The 25,734-nt window shown below is 40.7% G+C and carries 26 protein-coding genes; 8 read left to right on the top strand and 18 right to left on the bottom strand.

Annotation, left to right across the window (positions count from 1 at the left end):
- Nucleotides 1-135: 135 nt before the first annotated feature.
- On the bottom strand, nt 136-507 hold the full coding sequence (locus ELQ35_RS06775) for a UPF0738 family protein (RefSeq protein WP_126864073.1): 372 nt from the start codon (nt 505-507) through the stop codon (nt 136-138).
- Nucleotides 508-716: 209 nt separating this feature from the next.
- On the opposite strand from ELQ35_RS06775, the gene ELQ35_RS06770 reads away from it, so the two are divergent.
- The 5 genes from ELQ35_RS06770 to ELQ35_RS22535 all read left to right on the top strand — a co-directional run bounded on the left by ELQ35_RS06770 (nt 717) and on the right by ELQ35_RS22535 (nt 3,983).
- Nucleotides 717-1,295: a CYTH domain-containing protein gene (locus tag ELQ35_RS06770; protein ID WP_126864072.1), complete on the top strand. Its 579-nt coding sequence runs from the start codon at nt 717-719 to the stop codon at nt 1,293-1,295.
- 49 nt (nt 1,296-1,344) lie between these two features.
- Nucleotides 1,345-2,013, top strand: a complete 669-nt coding sequence (locus ELQ35_RS06765; protein WP_370873373.1) for a lytic transglycosylase domain-containing protein — start codon at nt 1,345-1,347, stop codon at nt 2,011-2,013.
- 250 nt (nt 2,014-2,263) lie between these two features.
- Nucleotides 2,264-2,668, top strand: coding sequence for a globin domain-containing protein (locus ELQ35_RS06760; RefSeq protein ID WP_126864071.1), 405 nt, complete (start codon nt 2,264-2,266; stop codon nt 2,666-2,668).
- Nucleotides 2,665-3,555, top strand: coding sequence for a ClpXP adapter SpxH family protein (locus ELQ35_RS06755; RefSeq protein WP_126864070.1), 891 nt, complete (start codon nt 2,665-2,667; stop codon nt 3,553-3,555). Before ELQ35_RS06760 ends, ELQ35_RS06755 begins: the two co-directional genes overlap by 4 nt.
- Before the next feature lie 257 nt (nt 3,556-3,812).
- Nucleotides 3,813-3,983: a hypothetical protein gene (locus ELQ35_RS22535; protein WP_185861686.1), complete on the top strand. Its 171-nt coding sequence runs from the start codon at nt 3,813-3,815 to the stop codon at nt 3,981-3,983.
- Nucleotides 3,984-4,122: 139 nt separating this feature from the next.
- On the opposite strand, the gene pepF is transcribed toward ELQ35_RS22535, so the two are convergent.
- The 6 genes from pepF to ELQ35_RS06725 all read right to left on the bottom strand — a co-directional run bounded on the left by pepF (nt 4,123) and on the right by ELQ35_RS06725 (nt 11,513).
- Nucleotides 4,123-5,937: an oligoendopeptidase F gene (pepF, locus tag ELQ35_RS06750; RefSeq protein WP_126864069.1), complete on the bottom strand. Its 1,815-nt coding sequence runs from the start codon at nt 5,935-5,937 to the stop codon at nt 4,123-4,125.
- A 105-nt stretch (nt 5,938-6,042) separates the two neighbouring features.
- A complete protein-coding gene (locus ELQ35_RS06745; protein ID WP_126864068.1) occupies nt 6,043-7,236 on the bottom strand; it encodes a competence protein CoiA in 1,194 nt (397 codons plus the stop codon).
- Between the two features lie 130 nt (nt 7,237-7,366).
- Nucleotides 7,367-8,878: a cardiolipin synthase gene (gene cls / locus ELQ35_RS06740; protein WP_126864067.1), complete on the bottom strand. Its 1,512-nt coding sequence runs from the start codon at nt 8,876-8,878 to the stop codon at nt 7,367-7,369.
- Nucleotides 8,879-9,045: 167 nt separating this feature from the next.
- On the bottom strand, nt 9,046-9,717 hold the full coding sequence (gene mecA, locus ELQ35_RS06735; protein ID WP_126864066.1) for an adaptor protein MecA: 672 nt from the start codon (nt 9,715-9,717) through the stop codon (nt 9,046-9,048).
- A gap of 406 nt (nt 9,718-10,123) precedes the next feature.
- The gene (spxA, locus tag ELQ35_RS06730) at nt 10,124-10,519 is read right to left on the bottom strand and encodes a transcriptional regulator SpxA (RefSeq protein ID WP_126864065.1); all 396 of its coding nucleotides are present in this window, start codon (nt 10,517-10,519) and stop codon (nt 10,124-10,126) included.
- Nucleotides 10,520-10,937: 418 nt separating this feature from the next.
- A complete protein-coding gene (locus tag ELQ35_RS06725; protein ID WP_126864064.1) occupies nt 10,938-11,513 on the bottom strand; it encodes a GNAT family N-acetyltransferase in 576 nt (191 codons plus the stop codon).
- Nucleotides 11,514-11,671: 158 nt separating this feature from the next.
- Between ELQ35_RS06725 and ELQ35_RS06720 the strand changes: the two genes are divergently transcribed.
- Entirely contained in the window at nt 11,672-11,860 is a 189-nt protein-coding gene (locus ELQ35_RS06720) for a hypothetical protein (protein ID WP_126864063.1), read from the top strand.
- A 218-nt stretch (nt 11,861-12,078) separates the two neighbouring features.
- Here the strand turns inward: ELQ35_RS06720 and ELQ35_RS06715 are convergent, their stop codons facing one another.
- From ELQ35_RS06715 to ELQ35_RS06690, 6 genes are all read right to left on the bottom strand, one after another.
- Nucleotides 12,079-13,284, bottom strand: a complete 1,206-nt coding sequence (locus ELQ35_RS06715) for a putative glycoside hydrolase (RefSeq protein ID WP_126864062.1) — start codon at nt 13,282-13,284, stop codon at nt 12,079-12,081.
- Nucleotides 13,285-13,465: 181 nt separating this feature from the next.
- Nucleotides 13,466-14,407, bottom strand: coding sequence for an ABC transporter ATP-binding protein (locus tag ELQ35_RS06710; RefSeq protein WP_126864061.1), 942 nt, complete (start codon nt 14,405-14,407; stop codon nt 13,466-13,468).
- Nucleotides 14,407-15,450, bottom strand: a complete 1,044-nt coding sequence (locus tag ELQ35_RS06705; protein WP_126864060.1) for an ABC transporter ATP-binding protein — start codon at nt 15,448-15,450, stop codon at nt 14,407-14,409. Before ELQ35_RS06705 ends, ELQ35_RS06710 begins: the two co-directional genes overlap by 1 nt.
- Before the next feature lie 16 nt (nt 15,451-15,466).
- Nucleotides 15,467-16,501 (bottom strand): oligopeptide ABC transporter permease, encoded by a 1,035-nt coding sequence (gene opp3C, locus ELQ35_RS06700; RefSeq protein WP_126864059.1) that lies wholly within the window; start codon nt 16,499-16,501, stop codon nt 15,467-15,469.
- Nucleotides 16,501-17,430, bottom strand: coding sequence for an oligopeptide ABC transporter permease (gene opp3b / locus ELQ35_RS06695; protein WP_126864058.1), 930 nt, complete (start codon nt 17,428-17,430; stop codon nt 16,501-16,503). Before opp3b ends, opp3C begins: the two co-directional genes overlap by 1 nt.
- Before the next feature lie 147 nt (nt 17,431-17,577).
- Entirely contained in the window at nt 17,578-19,278 is a 1,701-nt protein-coding gene (locus ELQ35_RS06690) for a peptide ABC transporter substrate-binding protein (RefSeq protein WP_126864057.1), read from the bottom strand.
- Nucleotides 19,279-19,646: 368 nt separating this feature from the next.
- Here ELQ35_RS06690 and ELQ35_RS06685 point away from each other — a divergent pair, with 368 nt between their 5' ends.
- Nucleotides 19,647-19,991 (top strand): DUF3899 domain-containing protein, encoded by a 345-nt coding sequence (locus ELQ35_RS06685; RefSeq protein WP_126864056.1) that lies wholly within the window; start codon nt 19,647-19,649, stop codon nt 19,989-19,991.
- 132 nt (nt 19,992-20,123) lie between these two features.
- Nucleotides 20,124-21,110 carry a tryptophan--tRNA ligase gene (gene trpS / locus ELQ35_RS06680; RefSeq protein ID WP_126864055.1) on the top strand — a complete coding sequence of 329 codons (987 nt, stop codon included), beginning with the start codon at nt 20,124-20,126 and terminating at the stop codon, nt 21,108-21,110.
- Between the two features lie 49 nt (nt 21,111-21,159).
- Here trpS and ELQ35_RS06675 read toward each other — a convergent pair whose 3' ends face one another.
- From ELQ35_RS06675 to ELQ35_RS06655, 5 genes are all read right to left on the bottom strand, one after another.
- Complete coding sequence (locus tag ELQ35_RS06675; RefSeq protein ID WP_126864054.1) at nt 21,160-21,915, bottom strand: YjbA family protein; 756 nt, start codon at nt 21,913-21,915, stop codon at nt 21,160-21,162.
- A gap of 105 nt (nt 21,916-22,020) precedes the next feature.
- A complete protein-coding gene (locus tag ELQ35_RS06670) occupies nt 22,021-22,275 on the bottom strand; it encodes a YuzI family membrane protein (RefSeq protein WP_246026008.1) in 255 nt (84 codons plus the stop codon).
- Between the two features lie 119 nt (nt 22,276-22,394).
- The gene (locus ELQ35_RS06665; protein ID WP_126864053.1) at nt 22,395-23,171 is read right to left on the bottom strand and encodes a DUF2268 domain-containing putative Zn-dependent protease; all 777 of its coding nucleotides are present in this window, start codon (nt 23,169-23,171) and stop codon (nt 22,395-22,397) included.
- 197 nt (nt 23,172-23,368) lie between these two features.
- On the bottom strand, nt 23,369-24,610 hold the full coding sequence (gene fabF, locus ELQ35_RS06660; RefSeq protein WP_126864052.1) for a beta-ketoacyl-ACP synthase II: 1,242 nt from the start codon (nt 24,608-24,610) through the stop codon (nt 23,369-23,371).
- 110 nt (nt 24,611-24,720) lie between these two features.
- Nucleotides 24,721-25,653 carry a beta-ketoacyl-ACP synthase III gene (locus ELQ35_RS06655; RefSeq protein WP_126864051.1) on the bottom strand — a complete coding sequence of 311 codons (933 nt, stop codon included), beginning with the start codon at nt 25,651-25,653 and terminating at the stop codon, nt 24,721-24,723.
- Nucleotides 25,654-25,734 lie beyond the last annotated feature (81 nt).

Here is a 25,734-nt window from a genome sequence, read left to right as displayed (position 1 = left end):
TAAGAAAAGAAAAGCGCAAGCTCCGTGGTTAAAAAAAGAACGACTAAGATCGCCGCGTCTTTATGTCTTGGTCCACACTAGTCCATCCTTGTCCGCTGGAGCTATACACCCTTCAAGGTTCAAAAGTTATCTCTATCACTTCAAAAAAATCCGCTCTACGCTTGAAACAAGTTCTTCCCCGTAATTGCTGTTTCCCTGAATATTATCTATTAAATAAGCGAGCTCTTCAGATATACCTGTCAATTCAAGCTTCTCATCATCTGAAATAAGGACTACTGGCAGTTTTTTTGACACGGCCTCTTTAAGATGGGGCCAGACGGTTTCAGGCAGTGAAATGTATGTATAATCATCGTTATTTTCCGTAATGTAGATAAAAGCAGCACCATCCGAATCCACTAACATCTGTTCTTTTGGTGTCAGTTCAGCCAAATCCACGGTACCTTCTGTTTTAAGTAGCAGTTGTTGATTGTCGATGTCAATTTCCTTGATTGTAATTTTCTCTCTCATATTTTAACCTCCCAGTTTCACGACTATATTTTATCACATTCGCTCAATGATTCCTAAAAATTCCGGTTTGCTGTTACAAAAATTAAAGGGATAATAGTTGTAAGAGAACAGCTCGACCAACTTGAGCACATAGGTTAATGAAAATGAGGAGTGCGTATACCATATTACTTAAAATAAGCACGATTAGAACAATAGGAGAGATGATACTAGTGGATCAGCACATCGAAATTGAATTCAAGAACTTAGTAAATAAACAGGAATTCGATAAACTTAAGGAATATTTCAACGTCGCCGAATTGGATTTTGTAACCCAGGAAAATCATTATTTCGACACACCGAGTTTCGAATTGAAGGAGAAAGGATCCGCATTAAGAATACGCCAAAGAAACGGAAATTCCGAACTGACACTTAAACAGCCTGCAGAAGATGGGTTGCTTGAGACGAACCTAGCCCTGACAAATGAACTGGCAAATGATATATTAATCGGGAAATCCCTGCCGGACAATGAAATTACCAGGTTAATAGAGTCATTGAAGATCACTTCCTCTGACATTCGTTATTTTGGCACTCTGCAAACAAGCAGGGCAGAAGTTCCATATAAAGGCGGATTACTAGTGTTTGATCATAGTTCTTATTTAACAAAGGAGGATTATGAGGTAGAATACGAGGTATCAAATAAAACCGAAGGACAGGAAATTTTTGGAGACTTGCTTCAAAAACTTCAAATACCTGTAAGAAAAACCGAAAATAAAACTAGACGCTTTTATCAGGCAAAATTCAATAAATAATTCAACTATTAAGGCAGCCTTGCCAAATTAATTTCTTGAGGTGAAAGAATTGAAATTACAGGATGTTAAAATGTTGATGGATCTCCAGTCACTGCAAGGATTAACCGATTCACAAAATCCTGCCGGGCAACCTGACGGAAATCTTTTTCAGGAAATGCTCCATGCAGCTATCGGCCAGGAAGGGGGAAATGCCATTTCCCAGAAACTTGGAGGGCTTGTGGATATGCTGGCCGACAAGAATATCCTCGGGAATTTGCTTGAAAGTTCGTCTGCTGGCCCGCCTCCCTTAAGCGTATCCCCTGCCCTGCCGCCAGCGCCATTGTCCTTGGGAAAAGAAACTCCCGCGGAATTTAAAGAACTCATTGAAAAAGCAGCCAGCCTGTATCATTTACCGGCAAAGCTCATTAAATCGGTAATCCAGCACGAGTCCAATTTCAACCCAGATGCGATGAGTGGAGCCGGGGCTTCGGGATTAATGCAGTTAATGCCTTCCACTGCTAGAGGACTCGGTGTAAAGAATTTACTAGATCCGCATGAAAATGTTATGGCAGGAAGCAAATATCTTCGCCAAATGCTTGACCGCTACAATGAAAACATCGAGCTTGCGCTTGCGGCATATAACGCGGGCCCTGGAAATGTTGATAAATACGGGGGTATCCCTCCGTTTAAAGAAACCCGCAACCATGTAAAAAAAGTCATGGATACGTATCACAGTTAAAGTGATATGGCTGTCTCGAGAAGGGGAATTTGGATTTTGAAGCCGAGCGCTTTTCGCAAGTGGCATTCCAGTAATTTCTCTACTCCGAGCCAGTTTTTTTTCATCAAAATGAAATCGCTTTCAACAATAATGAATTCAGTGTTTTCAAAGCTTTAACCCATTCCTTCCTCCTGTCAGCAAGCTGGAAATTTGAGATATTGAAGGGCGCTTGTTAAAATAATCATACATTAATCTTAAAGGAGTAATCACCATGACAGAAGGAAACCCTAAACCTTATGAGGTAATTGGAGAGGAACTTTTACACAGGCTAATTGATGTCTTTTACTCCAAGGTAAGCAAGCAACCGGAACTCATACCCATTTTTCCAGACGATTTAACTGAGACTGCCAGAAAGCAAAAGCAATTTATGACGCAATATCTCGGTGGTCCTTTACTATATACGAATGAACACGGCCACCCGATGCTGCGGGCGCGCCATATTCCTTTTGAAGTTACTCCCAGCCGTGCTGAAGCATGGCTATCGTGCATGAGGGAGGCAATGGACGAGGTTGGCCTGAAAGGAGAATTTAGGGAGTTTTTCTATCATCGTCTTTATCTGACAGCACAGCACATGATCAATACACCTGAAAAAGATGAGAAAGGAGAAGACAATTGAGTTCTCAAAAACCGATTTTCAATATTACTGATTGGATTAATTCTCAAGCCTGCCCTGGTTCAGGAAAAAAGCCAATTGAAATTTATGTATTTGTGGATCCTTTATGTCCTGAATGCTGGGCTTTGGAACCAATAATAAAAAAATTGCAGATCGAATATAGCCAATTGTTCAGTTTAAAGCACGTCTTAAGCGGTAAATTAGAATCTCTTAACAGAGGGAAGTATAAAAATTACGATACGATTGCCCAGACTTGGGAAAGAACCGCTTCCCGTTCAGGAATGTCCTGTGATGGAAGCCTGTGGTTCGAAAATCCGATCGCTTCCCCTCACAGTGCCTCCATTGCGATAAAAGCGGCTGAATTGCAGGGGCGGAAGCCGGCGATTTTATTTTTGAGAAAGCTTCAGGAATTATTGTTTCTTGAAAAGCGAGACATTTCCGATATAAAAGTCCTGATCGAATGCGCCCGCGAAGTAGGCCTGGATGTGGACGAATTCATGAATGACATCACTTCTGCAAGTGCTGCTAAAGGTTTCCAATGCGACTTGAAAATCACCTCGGAGATGGATGTCAATGAGTTTCCCACCCTTGTCTTCTTCAATCAAAATATAGAAGAAGAAGGGATAAAAGTTTTAGGTTCCTACCCTTATGAGATATACGTACATATCCTTGAGGATATGTTACAAGGCCTCCCAAAACCAAAAAGTCCCCCTACCCTCGAGTCTTTTATCCAGTCCTTCAAGCTAGTGGCAACGAAAGAAATTGAAGTCGTTTATAATATGAGCAAAAATGAAGTGGAACGGGAAATGAAAAAGCTTGTCATCAAGCAAATTGTCGAGATGATTCCTGCAAAGTACGGAACATTCTGGAGGTATATCGAGACCCATTAAAAGTGAAAAAGCCTTGCAAATCACAGATTTGCAAGGCTTTTTCTATTTATAGGTACTAAAGGGGATGGAAGAATTTTCACATCCAAACAAAGGGGGGTATGTTTGCTTGTGATCAACTTTACTATCTTACTATAGCAGACAAGCCAAACTTATTTCAAGAAGTTTGTGCTTTTCTTCACAATATTGTCATATTTTTAGAATAGCGTTTGTCCTTATACATATACATGGAATATAGACCGGTCCGGGAGGCATGCCCAATGAAAGCAAAAATCGTCTTTTACCTGTTCTTATTAATTGCCATGTTATTTCTCCAGTTGCTGGGACTGATGAAAATCATTCCCGTTTATATTAGCTCTCCTCTTTTATTTATCACCTTATTCTTCTTTCTCTATCATTTTAACCAGCGTAACCGATTTAAAGGTTTCTGATTAAGAAAAGCGAAGGGCTTTGTATTAAAGAGCGTCGACTAAAATTCACCACGTCCTGCACGGCAAAACAAGATACCAGTACATACTATAGTTATTCAAAAAACAGCCTCCGCACCTGAGAGGCTGTTTTTGTATCAGATTATCCTAACAAAGATTCCATCTCTGTTAGTCTTTGTTCAAATACCTTAAGGGCTTCCCGGATCGGATCTGCCTCTGTCATGTCGACTCCGGCTTTTTTGAGAACCTCGATTGGATAGTCGGAGTTCCCTGATTTCAGAAATTCGATATAACGTTCCACTGCAGGCTGCCCTTCTTCGAGGATTTGTTTGCTTAAAGCCGTAGCAGCGGAGATTCCGGTTGCGTATTGATATACATAGTAGTTGTAGTAGAAATGCGGAATCCTGGACCATTCCAGACCAATTTCTTCATCAATGACGATATTATTTCCGAAATATTTCTTATTCAATTCATAATACTCTTTTGTAAGCATATCAGCAGTTAATGCTTCACCATTCTGTGCTTTTGTATGAATCAAATGCTCGAATTCGGCAAACATGGTCTGGCGGAATAACGTTCCCCGGAAACCTTCCAAGTAATGGTTCAACAGATAAATTCGCTTCTTTTCATCACCAATCGTTTGTAATAAATAATCATTCAGCAAGTTCTCGTTACAGGTGGAAGCAACCTCTGCAACAAAAATGGAATAGTTGCCGTATGGGAACGGCTGGTTTTTTCGTGTATAGTAGCTATGCACAGAGTGGCCAAATTCATGCGCCAGCGTGAATAAATTATTTAGGTTGTCCTGCCAGTTCATTAACACGTACGGATTGGTCCCATATGCACCTGAGGAGTAGGCGCCGCTTCGCTTGCCTTTGTTTTCCTGGACATCGACCCAGCGGTTTTCAAAGCCTTCCTTTAACACATTCAGATAATCTTCTCCCAGTGGCGTCAGACCATTTAATACATACTCTTTTGCCTCATCATAGGGTATCTCCATCTTGACTTCCTTCACCAATGGAGTATAAAGGTCGTACATATGGAGTTCATCAAGCCCGAGCACTTTCTTTCTCAAATCGACGTATCGATGAAGCAAATGAAGGTTTTCATTCACTGTATTCACTAAATTATCATAGACGCTCTCGGGGATATTATTGTTGCTCAACGCAGCATGGCGGGCTGATTCATATTTACGCACACTTGCATTAAAATTATGATTCTTAATCGCTCCGGAAAGGGTGCTGGAGAACGTATTCTTGAACTGTCCGTAAGTGGCGTACACCCCTTTAAATGCTTCCTCCCGAACGCGGCGGTTTTCACTTTCAAGAAAACGGATATAACGGCCGTGGGTAATTTCCGCTTCATTGCCGTTTTCATCCTTAATAGACGGAAATACAAGATCGGCATTATTTAACATCCCGAATGTATTGCTTGACGCATCCAGCACTTCAGATGCCTGTGCAAGCAGCGCTTCTTGGTCAGCTGTAAGCACGTGAGGCCTTTGCTTGTTGATTTCCTCCAAGGAATGTTCGTAAAGCTTCAGCTCCTCTTTTTCCTGAAGGAACTGTTGGATCCTGCTCTCCTCAACGCCAAGCAACTCAGGAACGACAAAGGCGAATGCACTTGCCGCCTGGGAGTATAAGCTTTTGGCACGATCATCCATGCCCTGATAGAAGGAATTTGTCGTATCCTGATCATAACGCATATGCGAATATGTATAGACCCTGCCCAGCCTCTCAAAAACATCATCTTGAAACTGAAGCGCGGTATACAATTTTTCAGCACTATCCCCAAGTGTGCCCTTAAAGGAGTCAGCCTTCGCCAGATCTTCCTTTACACCTTTCCATTCATTTTCCCAATCCTCTTCGGTTGCAAAAATATCTTCCAATCTCCATGTATCTTCCGCTGCAATTTCGTCTCTTAAAGGCAGCTTTGTTACACCTGTATCCTGTGCCATGAATGAATCCTCCATTTCCAAAAATTCTTCTATTACTATTTCTCCTTTACCGGAAAAATTCCTGCTGTTATTCGAAGCCCGAAATATCCGTAATACTATTTTACCTTATTTATCCTCCTGCAACAGCTTTTGATGCCTATAGTAAAATTCCTTTTCCAACTCCAGCCATTGATCATATGTTTTTGGAATCACAACTTTCTTCATTACTTTAAAGTATCCGGAATTATACTCTTCTATATACCCTGTTTTTCTGAAAAACCACACATAGTTGATCAGCGGATACAAGTAATTTTTCTTATCAAGGAGAGAAAGCTTTCTTAACCGGATATCACCATTTTTTATTCTGCTGCTGTAGGAATGGATACATTCATTCATAGACAGAGTCTGGCCCTGAGCCTTTCGATAAAGTGTATCGATAAATACATAGGCCTGCCACTTGATCGATGCAGTTTCTACCAAATGCATTCCGGCAATGGGAACCCCCACTTCTGGAGGCAGGGTAACGGGAGAAATTCGATTCACATAAAGAAAGCGGAAGAAGGGTTGTGTTATCTTTGCGGTTTTCGCACTGTGGAAAGACCAGGATCTTCTTTTGTCTCTCCATAAAGAGAGGTAGGGAAGCCGATGGGAAGACTGATGAAACAAGGACTCAAAGGGAATAGAAGGCAGGGTTGCAAAGCTTTGATAGGCAAACACAGTCCGCGGAGAAAAAGGGAAAACTTTCTCAAGCTTTGTTATTCGACTTTTATACGGGCAGAAGGCAATGATCGCCGGTGAGTCCTCGGTGCCCGATAAAAACATCCAATCAAAGTTTCGTAATGAAAACATATTCTGCCCTATTTTATTGATGTTTCGTTCAGCAAGAATCCAGATCGGGATGATTCCTTGGCTGCGATAGGCATTGGTTCTCCGGATAAAGTCTTCCTCAGAAATGGTTGAGCTTTGAAATTCAATGGCATATTTCTGGGAATCTGCAATTAAAAGGATATCAGCCCTTTGCCGTATCTCCGGAATGTACGCTTCTAAAAAGGCAGGGTACTGTTTATAGATCAGCCATTGGTAAAGTTTCGTCTTCCCTAACAGATGATATTCAGACTCGGATTCAGAGGATGCATTGCAGGAGAAATTACGGATGTGGGCAAAGTGCGGGATTTTTATGTTTCCGGCTTTTATGGTTACTTCGGTTTCACAACAAGGACAATAAAAGGTCTCTTCCTTTTTCATTTCGAGAAGCTTTTCTTTTGTCATTATATTATACAGGCTAACGTAGGAGCCTTGTTTATTTTTTGCTGTCAGCATGAATCTCCTCCTCTCTGCCTATTTACATTCGAGATTTCCTCTTTGAATCCCTTCTTTTTCAAAAAAATAAAAAAAAGGACCTGAGATCTGCGAGGGAAACGTCCATAGATCGCAGGTCCTTTGCGGCTGCTTATAAAAGAGGCGACAGCAGGCGGCATGTTGATTCTATCATTTTCAAGCCGATATTTCGTTTTGAAAATGTTTCAAGATGCAATTCCCTGGACTCCAGGATGTCATGCAGGAAATCATTGACAAGCTTTTGGGTGCTTCCTGTTTTATATAAAAACGCATTTACCTCAAAATTCAGGTGAAAGCTGCGCATATCCATATTGGAAGTTCCAATCGAAGCTAGTTCGTTGTCTACAATGACAATTTTACTGTGCATGAATCCGTTTTTATATTCAAAAATCCTGACTCCCGCCTCCATCAATTCTGGAAAATAGGAGCGCGATGCATGAAAGACAATCCTTTTATCGGGATTCTTCGGAACAAGGAGCCTTACATCAAGGCCGCTCAGTGCAGCAATTTTCAGTGCCTGGAATATATCTTCATCAGGTATGAAATACGGTGATGCAATCCAAACAGATTCTTTTGCCGATGTAATCATTGAAAAGAAGATATTTTTGATAACCGTAAATTCATTATCTGGACCGCCGGCTATCATTTGAACACCGCCATGATTATGTACAATCGGAAGAGGTGACAAGTATTCATCAGTCAGGAAACTATGGTCCGTGCTGTAATACCAGTCTTGTAAAAAAATGAGCTGAAGCGTACGCACCGCTTCCCCTTTCAGCATAAGATGTGTGTCCCGCCAGAACCCGAAATGTTCGTCGCGGCCTAAGTACTCATCGCCGATATTCAAACCGCCCATGAACGCAACTGACCCATCGATGACGATAATTTTCCGGTGATTCCGAAAGTTAAATTTATTATTTAAAAAAGGGAGCCTTACCGGGCCGAATTCGACCATCTCAACTCCGGCGTTCTTCAAATCCTGAATATACTGCCTAGAGAGTTGCCATGATCCAACGGAATCATATAAAAAGCGGATTTTTACTCCCTGCTTTGCCTTGTCAATCAAGATGTTTTTAATGTCCATCCCGATATTGTCATGGCGAACTATATAATATTCCATATGGATATGGTGATTTGCCTTTTTAAGCTCTTCGAGGATATGGGAAAACGTTTCGTTTCCATTTGTCAATATTTGTGTTTCTGTTCCAAAAGATATCGGGCTGTTTCCAATCCGTTGTGCAAGCTTGTACAACTTCTGCTGATGCCCCCCCATCTCCATAATCCTCTCTCTGCTGACATCTGGTTCGCCACTGACCTTTAAAAACGCTTCCTTATCCAAAAAATATTTCTTACGGAACACTCTCTCTTTCCGGTAGTTCCTGCCAAACAGGAAATAAAAAATGAAACCTACCAATGGAAACGCACCAAAAACAACCAGCCAGGTTATCGTCTGGGCCGGATGCCTGTTTTCAAGGAAAATGATAATTCCGATAACAATAAGCGAAAATGAGAGCAAAACACTGAAATAACCTAGGAAGCCTCCTCCTTTAAGGTTATCCCTGAATAAAAACCACAGACTTCCTAAAAGAACGATCAACAATAGAACCCGTACTGTATTCTTCACAAAATCCACCTGCCCGTACCAGCATCTTCAATATATATTCCATTATGTACCTTTAATATCCGAAATCCTATCCTCCTGACACAAATATTTATGTTAAGCATGTGGAGAAGTGGAAGATTGACTGTTATTCATAAAAAAGCCGATTCCTTGATGAAATCGGCCTGTCATCATGCAAAGTATTTATTTACTGTTTCAAAAACATCGCTTTCCATGACTACTTTTCCATATTCCTCAAGCATGTGTACGGTAATTGGTGATTCCTCACTGTATTCTAAAAGAAGGCTTAGTATGTTATCGATTTCTTCTTCGTCAATCTCTTCCTCAGAAAACTCAATGCACAGATAATATTTATTTCCGTACGCAAATAGCTTTGAAACCAGCTCATCAAGGCCACAGCGATTGCTAAGAGCAATTAAGTCATCGAAATCCTCAAACTCGGTAATGAATTCGAGAATGCCGTCCTCAAATTGGAGAATATTGGAGTCAAGCTGTTTTCCTTGGAAATGCTGATCCAAAAGTGACTCAATCTTTTCATCTACAGGCAGATTCTTAAGCTTTTCATCGGAAATCGGAAGTTCAAGTTTTTGGCCGTCTTTACTTAATTGGGCCCTTGTTACGAGAACCTCCAGGCCTTTCTCAAGTGCCTGTACTTGAATCCACAAAGGACCTTCAATCATGAATTCTTCTTCCTGGTGCACCTCATCCATCATTTCCCAGAAAAGCTCTTCGCTTCGCTCCCGGCTGTACCAGATTTCTTCACGGTCAAAACCGCGTTCTTCAATATCTATATAAGAAATGTAAAATTTTACGGTATCGTCATTAATGCGTTCTATTTCCATGATAGTCCCTCTCCCTTCTGTTCACATTTTGAAGGGATAATAACCCCCGAGCTTTTATAAGCTCTTTACAATATCTTTACCCATGAAGCCGTATTTGTAATCACAGCCACTCGGTAAAAATAATCTATTTTTCTTTTATTTTATGACAAAACAGACAATAAGGGAAATAAAAACATGTCCCATTTTAAAAACAATTGTTTGCCTAATATTTTATTCATTTTACAAAAAAAATCAGAAATCTGCAACTCTGAAAGCTCGGGAAAAAGCTTGCGGAAATTGACCTGCTTGCCGTTTTAATCTGCAGGCAGCGGATTCTCATTATTTATTTATATTCAAACTCATTAAAAATATTGTATAAAAAACAAACAGCCCTGGCAGGAGACCTGCCAGGGCATAATCATCTTCATTAATTAACCATTTTCTGTGCTTCACGAAGCTGGAATGTTCGCACTTTGCGTGGAAGGAATCGACGAATTTCATCCTCGTTATAGCCTACCTGCAGCCTCTTTTCATCAAGGATAATCGGCCGTCTTAACATACCTGGATTTTCTTTAATTAATTTATATAATTCTTGGAGAGGCAATGCCTCTAAATTAACATTAAGCTTTTGGAATGTTTTTGATCTGGTAGAAATAATCTCATCCGTTCCATCTTCCGTCATTCGAAGAATCTCTTTAATTTCATCGATTGACAATGGCTCAGAGAAAATATTCCTTTCTGAATATTCAATATCATGCTCTTCCAGCCACGCTTTTGCTTTTCGACATGAAGTACAACTTGGTGATGTATACAATGTAACCATGAAACATTCACACTCCCTGGATATAGAATCGACGATCTATGCTGGGAAATCTTATATTAATTTCATATGTTCTTCGCTAGTTTGAAATAACTTTAAATAAGTAATTTCTATTAATTATTATACACCAGATCGAGTGATTTGAACACCCTTTTCGAAAAATGTGAATTTCGTAGTATATCCTTATATCTCCCTTGTAGATCCCGCCCTGTTTAAGCTGAAACCAAGGATTAAGAGTACTGTTTCATTCACTTTCGATAAATTTTGTCCGGGTAATTTTCTCAATTAACTGTTATATTACCTTTTCAATGATAACTGAAATTGTTAATGCAAAGATGTAATTACGCCTATTAATTGTTTACCCATGGTTAATCGATTTAAACTATAGAGGACGTAAAAAAGAGCAAAGAGATTACCTTCGCTAGACAACCTTTAGAATATCACGCTTTTCTTCACAGTCATTAAGCTTTAGTACTTCTTCTACAAGCTGATATTTCTTCCCGTATAGGGTCTCGTCTTTATAGATGTGAATTTGTTCATAAGTCTTTTTCATACACTCATATATCTGTTCATCTTCTGCGTGATCATTCGCCCAGAAGAGTATTTCCATTTCATTAATTTCATTTGTCGCGAGGGAACGACGACGGTAGCTGATCGATGACGCGTGTCTGAAACCTTCGCGTTTGTAAAAACGCAGCCTTTTTTCAGTATCAACATCCTGTTCCGTAGCTGGCTCTACCTCCAATAAAATTGGCTTTCCCTTTTGTTTCAGTTTATCTAGAAGCTTTCTGCCAAGCCCCTGTCCCCTTGAATTGCCAGAGACAAATAAGTAATCCACAAAGACAAAGCGATCGTCTTCCACATACATCAATACATGATTTCGGCCCTCATCTTTATGATAAATATCCCCCTTTTCCTCTAACAGGGTTTCCATATGCTCCTTGGATTTCATTTCTTCGATCGGAAAATATTGATTCAGCTTTTCATACCAATTCATAAATAAATAGCTCCTCTCGTTGTAATAGCAATATGCTTTTTATTTTTTTCAAAAAAGATTTATTTTACTTTTAAAGCGGCTTTGCTTCCACTAAAATAAAGATAAGGATATAAATCTGGGTTGCAGCCGTGTGCTGCTTATCTTTTAGGAGGTTAATCATGGCTGGGTATATATTTGATTTTATTGTGGTAGCTGTGCTTATTATCGGTATAACGGCCATCAATGGTGTGTTAACGAATGGTATCGGAGAGAAAATATTTGGCGGAAAACGGCATTCCGACATTTCGAACCATTCAGCAGGAATTCAGTCCGGCTGGAAAAACGTCGGTGGGAAAAAGCAAAAATAACAAACTTTGCAGTTTACATATTAAATCATTTTGGGAAAATGTCAAATCAAAAGAGGACCAGAAACGCCTTGTTTCGCCGCTTAAGCTAGCACTGTTCTCGATTTCAAAAAGGATTGCTTATCTTTAGATAAGTAGGATACCCCAATATAGATGTCAGGTGTGTTTCAGCACTGAACTCTAAAAGGGTATCCTTTTTGCACACTAATTTCTAAGGCTAGTTATGGTGCATAGTCAACATTTGGCGTGTAATGATTCCCAGCATTCCAGAGCAGGTATTCATCGATTCCGTTATCCTTCAACGCCTTTATTTGAGCCTCCACTTCTGCTTTCCCATATTTTTTATAGTTCCCTGCACCTAGGTAAGAAGCAGTGAAGTCTTGGATCCATGGTCTTGAAGTTGGAGGAGTTTCTAGTTCAGCCAACTTTTTATTTTCTAGTTTGGCGTACTCTTGCACTAACTTGTATGGCTCAAGATCTGGTTTTGCGATGCCAAAATACGATGTCCAATGGCTTGGATAGATCATCGAAGAGATTACATCCACATTTTCCGATATCTTTGAAAAGTTCTGACCGATGCCAGGTGCTTCTGGAAGGGTTGCCGAATATCCGAAAATGTCAACAGAAACTTTAACGCCGTATGGCTTTAATTTTTCCCGTGCGTAGCTAACAAAATCGGTAACGGCTTTTACTCTTTTTTGATTATTATCGATTTTAAGGTCCTTATATTCTCCCATATCATATTTCAGCGTGCTGTCCCTTGTTTCAAATCCTTCCGGAAAACGGACATAATCGAATTGGATTTCCTGGAAGCCCATCTTTGCTGCTTCAATCGCAATGCCAACATTATAATCCCATACTTCTTTCAAAAAAGGATTGACAAAGGATTCCCCTCTACCATTCTTCCAAACTGCTTTGCCATCCACATAGGAAAGTTCCGGCTTTTGTTTCGATAAAATTGAATCCTTAAAGACGACAATCCTGGCAACCGGATAGATTTTTTTCTTTTCCAACTCTTTAAGCATTTCAGCAGGTTCTTTTATGTAGTTTTTACCGATTCCCGCATAAGCGGATTTTGGATCTTCCGGCTGGTAAGTCACATTCCCCCAGTCATCCTTAATATCAATGACCATGGCATTCAATTCAGTCCTATCAAGTAAATTGACAAGCTTGTTAAAGTTGCTTCCTCCTGCAGAATGCCCTGTTACATAAATCCCGCGCACAGCATCGGGATAAGTAAACGTTAACCCGGAATCATAAACAAAACGTGCCATCCCATCTGGCAGACTTTTTGCTGTTAGGGCCAGCTGGTTTTTTTGATGATTTAATACAGTGGGGGTTTCTTCAGCTTGTACCGGACCTCCGGATGTTGATATGACACCGGCGAAAGCAATACCGATAAGTGCCATCCGCTTGATTGCATTCATCTTGCCGCTCCTCTCAAATTGGAATCTCATTTTCTATTATAATCTTATCGAACGTGAAGGAAAATAGGCAGTCATGAACCATTTACCACAATTCGACGATTTTAGTCGTTTTTTTCAAAAAAAAGAAAGGTTAGTTTGTCTTAACATTGAAAAACGACCTCTGATGGAGGTCGTTTTTGGTTTACTTAGGAAGTACTGCTTGGTATTGTTTTAATTCCTTTTCTGAACAATATACAAAATGTCCAGGTTTCACTTCACGCATTTTCACTTCTTCACCTTCTGCATAGTTATGAATGTTCAGGTTGTACACCTTCCGTTTTCTCGTTCTTTCACTTTCCGGATCCGGTAGCGGAATCGCCGATAACAGGGATTGTGTGTAAGGGTGCAGCGGATTGGCATACAGTTCATCGCTCGTTGTCAGTTCCACAAGCTTTCCAAAGTACATAACACCGATTCTGTCACTGATATACTTAACCATCGACAGATCATGGGCGATAAACAAATAGGTCAGTTCTTTTTCCTTTTGCAGTTTTTTCAACAAATTGACAACCTGTGCTTGAATCGATACATCCAATGCTGAAATCGGTTCGTCCGCAATAATGAATTCAGGCTGAACGGCCAGGGCACGCGCAATTCCGATACGCTGGCGCTGTCCGCCGGAAAATTCATGCGGATAACGGTTGGCATGTTCACGATTCAAACCTACTGTCTCCAATAAGTTATACACCATTTCCATGCGTTCCTGTCTCGTCTTGGCCAGTCCGTGAATATCAATGCCTTCCGCGATGATATCAGATACTTTCATGCGCTGATTTAAAGAGGCAGAAGGATCCTGGAAGATCATTTGCATCTTGCGATTAAAAGCTTTTAGTTCACTTTTGGATTTCTTTCCATGTACATTAACTCCGTTAAAATTGACTTCGCCATCGGTTGCATCGTAAAGACGAATGATTGTACGTCCGGTTGTTGACTTTCCGCAACCGGATTCTCCAACAAGCCCAAGAGTTTCCCCTTTATAAATATCAAAAGAGACATCGTCGACCGCTTTTACCATGCTTGGCTTGCCAACATTAAAATATTGTTTTAAATTCTTTATTTCCAGCAATTTTTCACGTTGTGCCATCATTTACCCTCCTGCTCTGAAAAAAACTGTTTCATTCGTCTCTTAACAGCTTCGGGAGGCTCTACCTTCGGAGCATCCGGGTGCAACAGCCAGGTAGCTGCATAATGAGTGTCTGAAACTTTAAACATCGGAGGCTGCTCCTCTAAATCAATTTGCATCGCATAAGCATTTCGTGGTGCAAACGCATCCCCTTTAGGCGGATTAAGGAGATCAGGAGGAGTTCCGGGAATCGCATATAGTTCTTCATCCCTGGAATCCAAGCTTGGCATAGAACTGATTAATCCCCATGTATATGGATGTTTCGGATTGTAGAAAATTTCGTCGACTGTTCCGACTTCAACAATTTTCCCGCCATACATAACCGCGACACGATCAGCGACATTAGCAACCACGCCTAGGTCATGGGTGATGAAGATGATCGATGTATCAATCTTTTTCTGCAATTCTTTCATCAATTCCAAAATCTGGGCTTGAATCGTTACATCAAGTGCTGTCGTAGGCTCATCAGCAATCAGAATTTTCGGGTTGCAGGCAAGTGCGATGGCTATGACCACCCTTTGTCTCATCCCGCCGGAAAACTGATGCGGATATTGCTCAAACCTTTGTTCAGGCTGTGGAATCCCAACTAAATGAAGCAAATCCAAAGCTCTTTTCTTTGCAGTTGCCCTGCTTGCATCTTGATGCTTGATAATCGGTTCCATGATTTGTTTCCCAACTTTAATAGTCGGATTTAAGGATGTCATCGGATCCTGAAAGATCATCGAAATATCTTTTCCACGGATTTTTTGCATTTGCCGATCTGATAACTTTGCCAGATCTTTTCCGCCAAATAATATTTGTCCATTCTTAATCTCTGAGTTTCCAGGTGGTAAAAGTCTCATGATTGACTTAGTCGTTACTGACTTGCCAGAACCAGATTCACCGACAATTGCAAGCGTTTCGCCTTTTTTTAGTTCAAAATCAACACCGCGGATCGCTTTCACCTCCCCGCCAAAAGTATGAAACGAGATATTTAAGTCTTTCACTTCCAATATATTTTCCATTACCTTCACCTACCTCTTAATCTCGCATTTTCGGATCGAGGGCATCCCTTAATCCATCGGCAAGCATATTGAACGATACCATGATAATACTTATAACTATAGCTGGAATAATCATTTCGTGTGGATGTAGGCGCAATACTTTGAACCCATCATCAATAAGTGTACCAAGGGAAGCATCTGGCGGCTGAAGTCCTAAACCGATAAAGCTTAAAAATGCTTCAAAAAAGATTGCATTCGGAATTGAAAACATTGTATTTATGATTATAACCCCTGCCAGGTTGGGTAATAAATGTTTAGAAATAATTTTTGTATTGGAATTCCCTAATGTCCGGGAGGCCAGTATAAATTCTTGTTCCTTCAATTTTAGTACTTGTGCCCTGATCACACGCGACATTCCTACCCATCCGGTCACACTCATAGCAACAGCAATCGATACAATCCCTGGCTCAAGAACGAGAATCATCAAAATTACGACCACCAAGGTCGGTATTCCCATTAACACTTCGGCGATACGCTGCATAGTATTATCAAGACGTCCGCCGTAGTAACCCGATACAGCCCCATATGTGACACCTACAACCAAATCTATTAATGCTGCCAGGAAAGCAATATACAACGATACCTGGGTACCTTCCCAGACACGAGTAAATAAATCACGACCGAGAGCATCTGTACCAAACCAATAATATTCATCTTCATCAACATTTTTCTGTTTATAGTAATCCACTTCTTTACCGTTTGGCAAAGTTTTCGTACCATCAAAAGGAAGCCAGCTGACGTTTTCCAAACCTTGTACTTTAGGCGGGAGATTATTTTGGGTAACATTTTGTGCTTCGCTATCCTTTCCGCTAATCACAGGGCCAAGGAATGCTAAGATAATCATGAACATCATTATTACTAAGCTAGCTACAGCAGCTTTATTTTTGCGGACCCGCATCCAACTATCTTGCCAAAAACTTAAGCTGGGCTTGTTAATTTCTTCGCTTTTTGCAGAATCAATAATGGCCGGAGCAAATTTTTCAGCAGCTATTTTTTCATTGTTCTGTGCCATTACTTCTTACCTCCTGCAACCCTGATTCGTGGATCTATGACACCGTATAATATATCCACAATTAAGATAATTACGACGAATAAAGCCGCATATACCAGGTTAGTTCCCATAATGACATTATAGTCATTAACCGCAATTGACTTAACAAATTGTTCCCCGATTCCCGGTATACCAAAAATTTCCTCCACAACAAGCGATCCTGTCATTAAGGATGCCGTTAATGGTCCTAGCACGGTTATAACCGGAATCAAGGCATTTCTTAGAGCATGCTTAAACGCAACTTCAAAAAAGTTTGCACCTTTTGCTTTTGCCAACGTAATATAATCAGAACTCAATATCTCAATCATTTCTGTTCTCATAAAACGGGCTGCTATGGCAAGCGGAAACATGGAAAGGGCGATAGTTGGAAGGACGGTATATTCGGGTCCCTTCCAAAAAAGAACCGGAAACCAGCCTAATTTCAGAGCGAAAAAGAATTGTAATAAACCTGCAAAAACAAAGTTGGGAATTGCTTTACCTATTACAGCAAGAAATGTAGATCCGTAATCGATCCATGTATTCTGCCTTAATGCAGCGATTACTCCTAATAATATTCCAATAATAGAACCGAAAATCATCGCTTGTAATCCAAGCTGCAAGGATGGCCCAAGTCTGTTAACCAGCAAATCACTCACCGGAGTATTACCAAATTGAAAGGCAACACCGAGATCTCCTTGCACGAGATTCCCAAGATATTTTACGTATTGAACTGGTACAGGTTGATCTAGACCGTATTTCTCATTCATTATTTCCAACTGAGCCGGGCCCAATTTATTAGCATTGGCAAATGGTGATCCCGGAATAAGCTTCATCAGAAAAAATGTCATCGAAGCAATAATAAATAGTGTAATAACCATATAAAAAACCCGTTTAACCAAATACTTGGCCATTTTGCGCACCTCCTATTGCATAAATCAAAATATTCCCTTTAGTTTAAATATTCTCTTACAGGGAAAAAGAGAGTATATCTGTTAAATATACTCTCTTTTCACTTCTAAAATATTATATATTTAGAAAAGAAAATCTACCAATATTTTTTATTCTTCTGCTACATAAGCCCATTTATAAGAATAGTCTGGACCGTAATCATACACTGCAATATCCTTAATCTTGGTTGCTGTTAGGGTTGCACTATTACGTTGATAGATTGGAGCGACCGCAACATCTTCTTCAATTAGGATTTTTTCAGCTTCCATTAAAGTCTTGTAATATTCTTCTGGTTTGTCACCAAGCTCAGTACGAGCCTTTTTAATTAATGCATCGTATTCTTTGTTAGAGTAATCCATTCTGTTGCTTCCTCCGCCAGTCACGAATAAGTCAGAGAAAGACATTGGGTCACGGTAATCCGGGCCCCATCCAGCTTCTTGTAAATCATAGTCTTGCTTGTTATCACGTTCCAAACGTACGGCAAACGGTACGCTTTCAACCTTTAGTTCTAACCCAGGAAGGTTGGTTTCTAATTGGTTTTTGAAGTACTCTGCAGATTTCTTGGCAGTTTCAGTATCTCCTCCAAGATATCTTAGAGTAAGTTTTGTTTCTCCAAGCTCTTTTAAGCCTTTTTCCCATGAAGCTTTTGCAGCTTCAGCGTCAAATTTAATCAAATCACCGTTAACTTCACGCCAGTCTTTACCAGATGCCGGATCAGTTACGAATTCTGCAGGCATTTGTCCATTAGCAGGAAGGGAACCGTTATTTAGGATGCTAGCAGCAAAATCTTCTTTGTTAAACCCTTGTGCAATAGCACGGCGGATATTTACATTCTTTAGAGCTTCATTTTGTTGGTTCATTTTCATCCAGAATGTAGTTTTCTCAAGCTCGTTAACTAAGCGATCGTCGCCTTCATATTGAGGAACTAGGTCGGAAGAAAGTTTCCAAGTCCTGTCTACTTCACCAGCTTCAAAAGCAGTAGCCTGAGCATTAGAATCTTTAACTACGTTAAAGGTAAGTTTATCTAGTTTTACGCTGTCTTTATCCCAATAGTTTTCGTTCTTTTCAAGAACCCACTCAGTACCAGTAGGTCCGTCCCACTTTGTCATTACGAATGGCCCATTGTAAAGCATGTTGTCTTTATTGCTTGCGTAATCTTTCCCTTTTTCTGTAACAAACTTCTCTTGTTGTGGATAGAAAGTTGGAAATGCAAATAAGTCTTCCCAATATGGGATAGGCTTATCTAAAGTAACTTCCAATGTCTTGTCATCTTTAGCTACTACGCCTAATGATTCAAGTTTGTAAGACTTTTTAGCAGCTGCAGCATCCGTAATCTCTTGAGCGCCTTTAATCTTTCCGCCCATCATGTACGGACCGTATGGAGAAGCAGTCTTAGGGTCGATCGCTCTCCGCCAAGCAAAAACGAAATCGTTGGCAGTAACAGGATCTCCATTAGACCACTTTGCGTCTCTTAATTTGAAAGTAAAGACAGTTTTGTCTTCATTGATTTCTGGCTCACCTTCAGCCATGGCCGGAACCGGCTTATTTTCCAAGTCAAGACGATACAGACCTTCGCCTACGTTGTTGATGTAATCAAAGCTTGTTGAACCTTCAGCAAGTGCAGTATCCATTGTTGGAATTTCAGAAGAATCCAGGATCTTCAATTCTTGCTTAGCGGCAGATTTAGACTCGCCTTTGCCTTCATTATTATCACTTGATGCTTCGTCATCTCCACCGCCGCTACATGCAGCCAGGATTAAACTGAAAACAAGTGTAAGAATAAAAAGCAACGAAAATTTTGACTTTTTCAAATTTGTGACACCCCTTTTTTTATGAAAAATTCTTACAAGGATTATTATACAAGTTTTTAGAATTTTGTATATATATTTTTTTAAAAAAGTTTACAAAGTTTTAATAAAGTTTTTGAAAATGAGAGAAAATGCCCGTTTAAATTTTATCTTTCTACATTTTAGCGCTTTAAACCAGCAAAATAAACCTGAAAGTTAGGAATAAAATACGTTGCGGAATCATGACTGAAATGGCCATATTTTCTATAATTATGCATGTCGAGAAAAAATAATTATATTAAAATAATATCTTTGTTTTTCTAATTATACTTTTGCTTCATATTTTTGGTATACTACTTCTAATATTAATAAAGTGAGTGAGGTTTTTTTAATTGAAAAGAATCTTTATCTGGATGGCTGTTGTCCTCATTCTTGTTTTTTTGTTTTCATTGATTTTTTTCAGGGAGATATCGCTGCTTCATTTTATTGATATTTCATTTTATATTTCCGGAGGACTGTTAACTCTTTCTTTGTTGACGATGGTTATTCAGAAAGGGTTTTTTGACGCAATCTTCTTCAGCTTCCGGACTGTATTTGAGTCAAGCAGAGATCGCCAATTAAAAGAGGAAAAAACTCCGCTGTCAGAGCTTATTTCCTTCAGGTATAACTCTTGCCTGATGGTCGGCCTTTTTTTGCTGCTTATCATGTTAGCTGCCTTATTTTTCTACTACTTATGAATTTCAGAAAAAGTGTTTATGCTTATAAGGTTTGTTAATTTGTCTAAAACAGTGGAATAGCACCATGTTTATCCTTACAATAATGGAAAGAATCTATTTTTAAAAGATGCTAATAGAGGAGTGACATTGTACGTGAAAAGAATTTTTTCAGGCATTCAGCCTACCGGTTCCGTTACATTGGGAAATTATCTCGGGGCCATGAAACAATTTATCGACCTGCAGCATGAATTTGATTGTTTCTTCTGCATCGTCGACCAGCATGCGATCACTGTTTCCCAGGATCGCCTGGAACTGCGAAAGAATGTCAGGAGCCTTGCCGCACTGTATCTGGCAATCGGTCTTGACCCAGACAAGAATACGATTTTCATTCAATCTGAAGTCCCGGCCCATGCCCAGGCAGGATGGATCATGCAATGCAATGCTTATATCGGAGAGCTGGAAAGAATGACCCAGTTCAAAGATAAATCGGCAGGAAAAGAAGGAGTATCATCAGGGCTTCTTACATACCCGCCACTGATGGCTGCTGATATTCTTCTTTATGGAACAGATGTCGTACCGGTCGGCGATGATCAAAAGCAGCATATCGAATTGACAAGGGACCTGGCAGAACGTTTCAATAAAAAATATAATGACCTATTCACGATCCCTGAAATCAGCCTTCCAAAGGTCGGGGCAAGGATTATGTCCCTGCAGGAGCCGGAGAAAAAGATGAGCAAATCGGATCCTAACAAAAAAGCGACGATCGCCCTGCTTGATGAACCAAAGCAGATTGAAAAGAAAATCAAAAGCGCCGTGACCGATTCAGAGGGAATTGTCAAATATGATAAAGAAAATAAGCCTGGGGTCTCCAACCTCCTATCCATCTATTCCATCTTCAGCAACAAGAGCGTTCAGGAAATCGAGGAGATGTACGAAGGAAAAGGCTACGGGGATTTTAAAGCTGGTTTGGCCGAAGTTGTCTTAGGTGAAATCAAGCCGATCCAGGAAAGATACTATGAGTTACTAGAATCAAAAGAGCTTGATGACATCTTGGACCGCGGAGCCGAAAAAGCGAATGCGGACGCAAATAAAATGCTGCGCAAAATGTATAACAGCATTGGGCTGGGAAGAAAACGATAAAAAAGAAGAAGCGTCCTGTTCCACTTTACAGGGCGCTTCTTCTTTTCTCTTATAACATGGACTGGCTGTCGCCTACTTCCATTTCCCATAGCTTTTCAAAAAATGGCTGCCCTTTAATTAAATTTTCGCATAGGAGGAAATGCTTGTCCGACCAGCCCTCCTGTGTTTCTTCATATAGTTCTTGCCAGGCATCTTCGAATTTCAAATCCTGGATATATGCATATTTCTCCGGAGCCCACTCGGTGTACCAGTAACGGGTTTCAGCCGTGTTGCCGGCTGTAAAGAGCTGGTCAAGAGCCATAAACAGCAGCTGTTTAAGCTGGCGTTCCTTCCTTGTCAAGCCTTTCATGAAAGATGGTTCAGGCGATAAAATATGATGTTCCTTTGCCGTTGACTCCCCTTCTGAAAAGGTATATTCTATCACCGGGTGATTTTCACACATATCATATACAATCGTCTCCTGGCGCGGGATGAGCCTGCTTTTGCGGATAGGAATATGATAGCCGATCGTATCAATTGCCAGGATCCCGGAACCATCTGTTACGACAAAGCAATAATCCATTTGGACCCGTTCATGGTTTTTCCTTGAAAATGCTTTTTGATATACGTCATTGAGCAGGGCTTGAGGCAGTTCAGATAAATCATTTTCTATGTAGCTGAATAGCGGAGCCGAAACTTTTAACAGCGGCACCTGGTCCAGAAGTTCAATGCCATCATCTTTTCTCCATTCATGGAACTGGCAAATATTATAACCGTTTTCTTCCCCTTCAAACCAATTTACCCATACATCGTGAAGATATAGCATCATTTAACCCCTCGCTAACATAATACTGTTTGTCCATCAGTATAGGCAGAGCGGCGAAAATTTATTCCTGTCTTTCCTATGAATGGTATAAAAATGTATATAAATTCATCTGTGTCTAGAACGGTTTACATAAAGGCTTGCGTATATCATTAGCAACCCAATAGGGAGCAGATAAAATTCCACTCTCTTCAGCAGGAAAAGAGTATACTCCAATAGACTGTGCCCTGTTGCCAAAAGATTCAGATAGGCAATCACGCTTAAACCGCCCGAAACAGTCAAAGAAAACCCGATTATCAATGCCAGGAACCTAAACAGCGTATCAGTTATTAATGAGGTGGGTGGTTTTTTTTCGGTAGACATCCTGGAAAGCTCCTGTCCTAATCTTTTTTACTACAATATATGGACGGCTATTGCGAAATATGTAAAGCATTGAATTTCAGCTACCCTGAAAACAAGCCTTATCGTTTCAACGATAAGGCTTACTCCTTGAAATCCGCTTTTTTCAAAATTTCCTCTGAAAAAATGGTAAAAGACTTTTTAACGGGAACCAGCCCAGCCTTGCTTACCAGATAATAACCTGTACAATAGCCAAGCATTGATGGAAAAGGTTTTGCTCCAAGCAGCAACTCATCATGAAGCTCCTCTGTGCGTTTTGTCTGAAGCTGTGTCTTTAGATAGCGATCATAGTATTTAAGCAGTTCCTTTTCATCGTATAAAGAAGTCCACTTTGCCAGATACTGCTTTCCTACATGCTTCAAAACAGCATACTCAGCAAGGCCTTCCATGATCATTGAATCAAGCAAGGTATATTGCTCCGGGTTTTTTTTCAGCCTGTTCAGGCGGCAAACATGGTGATATTCATGGACAAAAACGGCTTCAAGCTCCTTATCGCTTATACTGGAATGAACAAAAAGAAACAATTTATCTTTAAAAGCCAGACCAGATTTATTACTCTTGGTCCTGGACAATCCGTTCGATTCTCTAAAGGGAAAAATATAAACCGGAATTTCAGACCCAGCCCATAATTCTTTGTATTTATGATAAATTCCCTCTGTTGCTCCCCATATATCTCTTTCGATTAAGTTTTCAAGGCCCTTTTTTGCCCTTGATGACGGGCTGTACATACCATGGCTCTGCAAATACTTATAAAGTGGTTTAGGGTTTGATTCGGAAAATAATTCTTTGCATTTCGCTACTATTTTTAACGGCTCGGCAAAATCGTTCTCCAGCCATTCCTTTGTATTGATAACTGCCATCTAATCACTCCAATTATTTCAGCTATCATATTGTATGCAGCTAAAACATGTGCGAGACGGCTAAAAGAGGTGAGCATGAACCTGATGTTATATTCGATCATGTATCAAGAAAAATGGATTATAGAATTTTCATTCTGTAAACACTTGCTGTTAATTAAACAACCACCTGCTTTAGCAGGTGGTTGTTTAATTTGATTTCATTCGTATTTTTTAAACACAATCGTTGCATTGTGACCGCCGAAGCCAAGTGAATTGCTCATGGCAGCGTTTATTTCAGCTTTGCGTGCTTCATTCGCCACATAATCCAAATCACAGTCCGGATCAGGTGTTTCCAAATTCATCGTTGGCGGCATAATGCCATCGCGGATTGATTGTATCGTGAAGACTGCTTCTATCCCTCCGGCTGCCCCAAGCAAATGTCCTGTCATCGATTTAGTCGAACTCATCGCAAGCTTATATGCATGCTCGCCGAATACTTCTTTCACAGCCATTGTTTCATATTTGTCATTATAAGGAGTGCTGGTTCCGTGCGCGTTCACATACTGAATATCCTCAGGTTTCAGGCCGGCATCGTTAATCGCCATTTTCATGGCACGCGCCCCGCCTTCCCCGCCAGGTGCAGGGGCAGTGATGTGGTATGCATCACCGGTTGCTCCATAGCCGATGATTTCCGCATAAATATTTGCACCGCGGTTTAACGCGTATTCAAGGTCCTCAAGCACGAGGATGCCTGCTCCTTCACCAATTACAAAACCATCCCTGCTAATATCGAATGGACGGCTTGCTGTTTGCGGATCGGCATTTGTCGATAATGCGGTGTTGGTGCAAAACCCGGCTACCGCCATTTTCGTGATAGGAGCCTCGGTGCCGCCGGTTACCATTACATCTGCATCGCCACGTTGAATGACCTTAAACGCGTCTCCAATGGAATTCGTCCCGGAAGCACAGGCTGTTACGGTACAGGAGTTCACACCTCTTGCCCCAAGCATGATTGAAACCTGGCCGGCCGCCATATCAGGGATCATCATCGGAACAAAGAAAGGGCTGACTCGCTTATAGCCTCTGTTCAAAAATATTTCGTGCTGGTTTTCTAATGTTTCCATTCCACCAATTCCGGAACCGATCCACACCCCTACCCGTGGTGCGATTTCCTCCGTGATTTCAAGCTTCGCATCCTTGACCGCCATCATCGATGCCGCAATCGCATAATGGGTAAAGCGGTCCATCTTTCTGGCATCTTTACGGTCAACATATTCTTCTATGTTAAAATCCTTTAACTCAGCCGCAACCTTGGCAGGGTAATCATCAGCATTCAAGCGTGTTAAAGGCCCAATACCGGATTTTCCTGCGAGGATATTTGTCCATGACGTTTCCGCGTCATTTCCTACTGGTGTTACTGCTCCGATTCCTGTAACAACTACTCGGCGTTTACTACTCATTTAATAATCCATCTCCTTTCAGGATATTACCATTTTGCTTCACATAACTTTCCCAATTCTAAACCTCTATACGAAAGAACGTCGCTGCCCTTCGTCCTTTGTGATTTATATTACCGTCCCCAGCGCAGCGCGATCGCACCCCATGTGAGGCCGCCGCCAAATCCGACCATAACGATTATGTCATCGTCCTTAATCCTTCCTGCTTCAAATTCCTCGACCATTGCGATCGGGATCGAGGATGAAGAGGTGTTCCCGTATTTATGAACTGTTTTTGTCATTTTTTCAATTGGAAGGTTTAATCTTTCACGCGCCGCTTCCATGATACGAATGTTAGCCTGGTGAGGAATGAGCAGATCGACATCTTCCTTTGTAAGACCAGCCTTTTCCAGGACATTCACAGAGGATTCACCCATTTGTCGAACAGCAAATTTATACACTTCTCGGCCGTTCATAATAAGGTGCTCGTCTTGATATAAATGTTTCGCGCCTGTTCCGTCCGCCCCTAATTCGAAAGAGAGAATCCCACGTCCATCGGAAACAGGGCCAATTACTGCAGCTCCGGCACCATCCCCAAACAGCACCGCAGTATTACGGTCTTCCCAGTTCGTAATCTTAGAAAGTTTTTCGACTCCTACGATTAGAACATGCTTGTAGGCACCTGTTTGGATAAATTGTGCGGCCGTTACCATCGCGTACATATATCCGGCACACGCGGCACTAAGATCCATCGCTGCAGCCTTTTTGGCACCCAACTTTTCCTGAATCATACATGAAACAGATGGAAAAGGATAATCAGGCGTAACGGTTGCAACTAAAATCAAGTCAATTTCCTCTGCTGAAACCCCTGAATCTTGGATTGCATGCAATGCCGCTTCATAAGCCATATCAGAAGAATTGATATCATCAGCAGCTATTCTTCTTTCTTCAATTCCCGTTCTCGTCCGGATCCATTCATCAGAAGTATCGACCATTTTCTCTAAATCGAAGTTAGTTAGAATTTTTTCGGGTAAATAGCGGCCGATTCCTAAAATGCCTGCATTCATAGAGACAACCCCTTTATCTATATTTTTCTTTAATTAATTATCATCAATTATTATTACCTGGTACTAATTCTATAGAATTCT

The sequence above is a fragment of the Peribacillus cavernae genome (assembly GCF_003989135.1).
In the GTDB taxonomy this organism is placed as follows: Bacteria; Bacillota; Bacilli; order Bacillales; family DSM-1321; genus Peribacillus; species Peribacillus cavernae.
This window is presented reverse-complemented; position numbering and strand designations above follow the sequence as displayed.

Excerpts from the sequence above, each read along its gene's own strand:
- ELQ35_RS06775 (WP_126864073.1), bottom strand. The coding sequence starts at position 507 with ATGAGAGAGAAAATTACAATCAAGGAAATTGACATCGACAATCAACAA.
- ELQ35_RS06760 (WP_126864071.1), top strand. The coding sequence starts at position 2,264 with ATGACAGAAGGAAACCCTAAACCTTATGAGGTAATTGGAGAGGAACTT.
- ELQ35_RS22535 (WP_185861686.1), top strand. The coding sequence starts at position 3,813 with ATGAAAGCAAAAATCGTCTTTTACCTGTTCTTATTAATTGCCATGTTA.
- pepF (WP_126864069.1), bottom strand. The coding sequence starts at position 5,937 with ATGGCACAGGATACAGGTGTAACAAAGCTGCCTTTAAGAGACGAAATT.
- ELQ35_RS06745 (WP_126864068.1), bottom strand. The coding sequence starts at position 7,236 with ATGCTGACAGCAAAAAATAAACAAGGCTCCTACGTTAGCCTGTATAAT.
- mecA (WP_126864066.1), bottom strand. The coding sequence starts at position 9,717 with ATGGAAATAGAACGCATTAATGACGATACCGTAAAATTTTACATTTCT.
- spxA (WP_126864065.1), bottom strand. The coding sequence starts at position 10,519 with ATGGTTACATTGTATACATCACCAAGTTGTACTTCATGTCGAAAAGCA.
- ELQ35_RS06725 (WP_126864064.1), bottom strand. The coding sequence starts at position 11,513 with ATGAATTGGTATGAAAAGCTGAATCAATATTTTCCGATCGAAGAAATG.
- ELQ35_RS06720 (WP_126864063.1), top strand. The coding sequence starts at position 11,672 with ATGGCTGGGTATATATTTGATTTTATTGTGGTAGCTGTGCTTATTATC.
- ELQ35_RS06715 (WP_126864062.1), bottom strand. The coding sequence starts at position 13,284 with ATGAATGCAATCAAGCGGATGGCACTTATCGGTATTGCTTTCGCCGGT.
- ELQ35_RS06710 (WP_126864061.1), bottom strand. The coding sequence starts at position 14,407 with ATGGCACAACGTGAAAAATTGCTGGAAATAAAGAATTTAAAACAATAT.
- ELQ35_RS06705 (WP_126864060.1), bottom strand. The coding sequence starts at position 15,450 with ATGGAAAATATATTGGAAGTGAAAGACTTAAATATCTCGTTTCATACT.
- opp3C (WP_126864059.1), bottom strand. The coding sequence starts at position 16,501 with ATGGCACAGAACAATGAAAAAATAGCTGCTGAAAAATTTGCTCCGGCC.
- opp3b (WP_126864058.1), bottom strand. The coding sequence starts at position 17,430 with ATGGCCAAGTATTTGGTTAAACGGGTTTTTTATATGGTTATTACACTA.
- ELQ35_RS06675 (WP_126864054.1), bottom strand. The coding sequence starts at position 21,915 with ATGCTATATCTTCACGATGTATGGGTAAATTGGTTTGAAGGGGAAGAA.
- ELQ35_RS06670 (WP_246026008.1), bottom strand. The coding sequence starts at position 22,275 with ATGTCTACCGAAAAAAAACCACCCACCTCATTAATAACTGATACGCTG.
- ELQ35_RS06665 (WP_126864053.1), bottom strand. The coding sequence starts at position 23,171 with ATGGCAGTTATCAATACAAAGGAATGGCTGGAGAACGATTTTGCCGAG.
- fabF (WP_126864052.1), bottom strand. The coding sequence starts at position 24,610 with ATGAGTAGTAAACGCCGAGTAGTTGTTACAGGAATCGGAGCAGTAACA.
- ELQ35_RS06655 (WP_126864051.1), bottom strand. The coding sequence starts at position 25,653 with ATGAATGCAGGCATTTTAGGAATCGGCCGCTATTTACCCGAAAAAATT.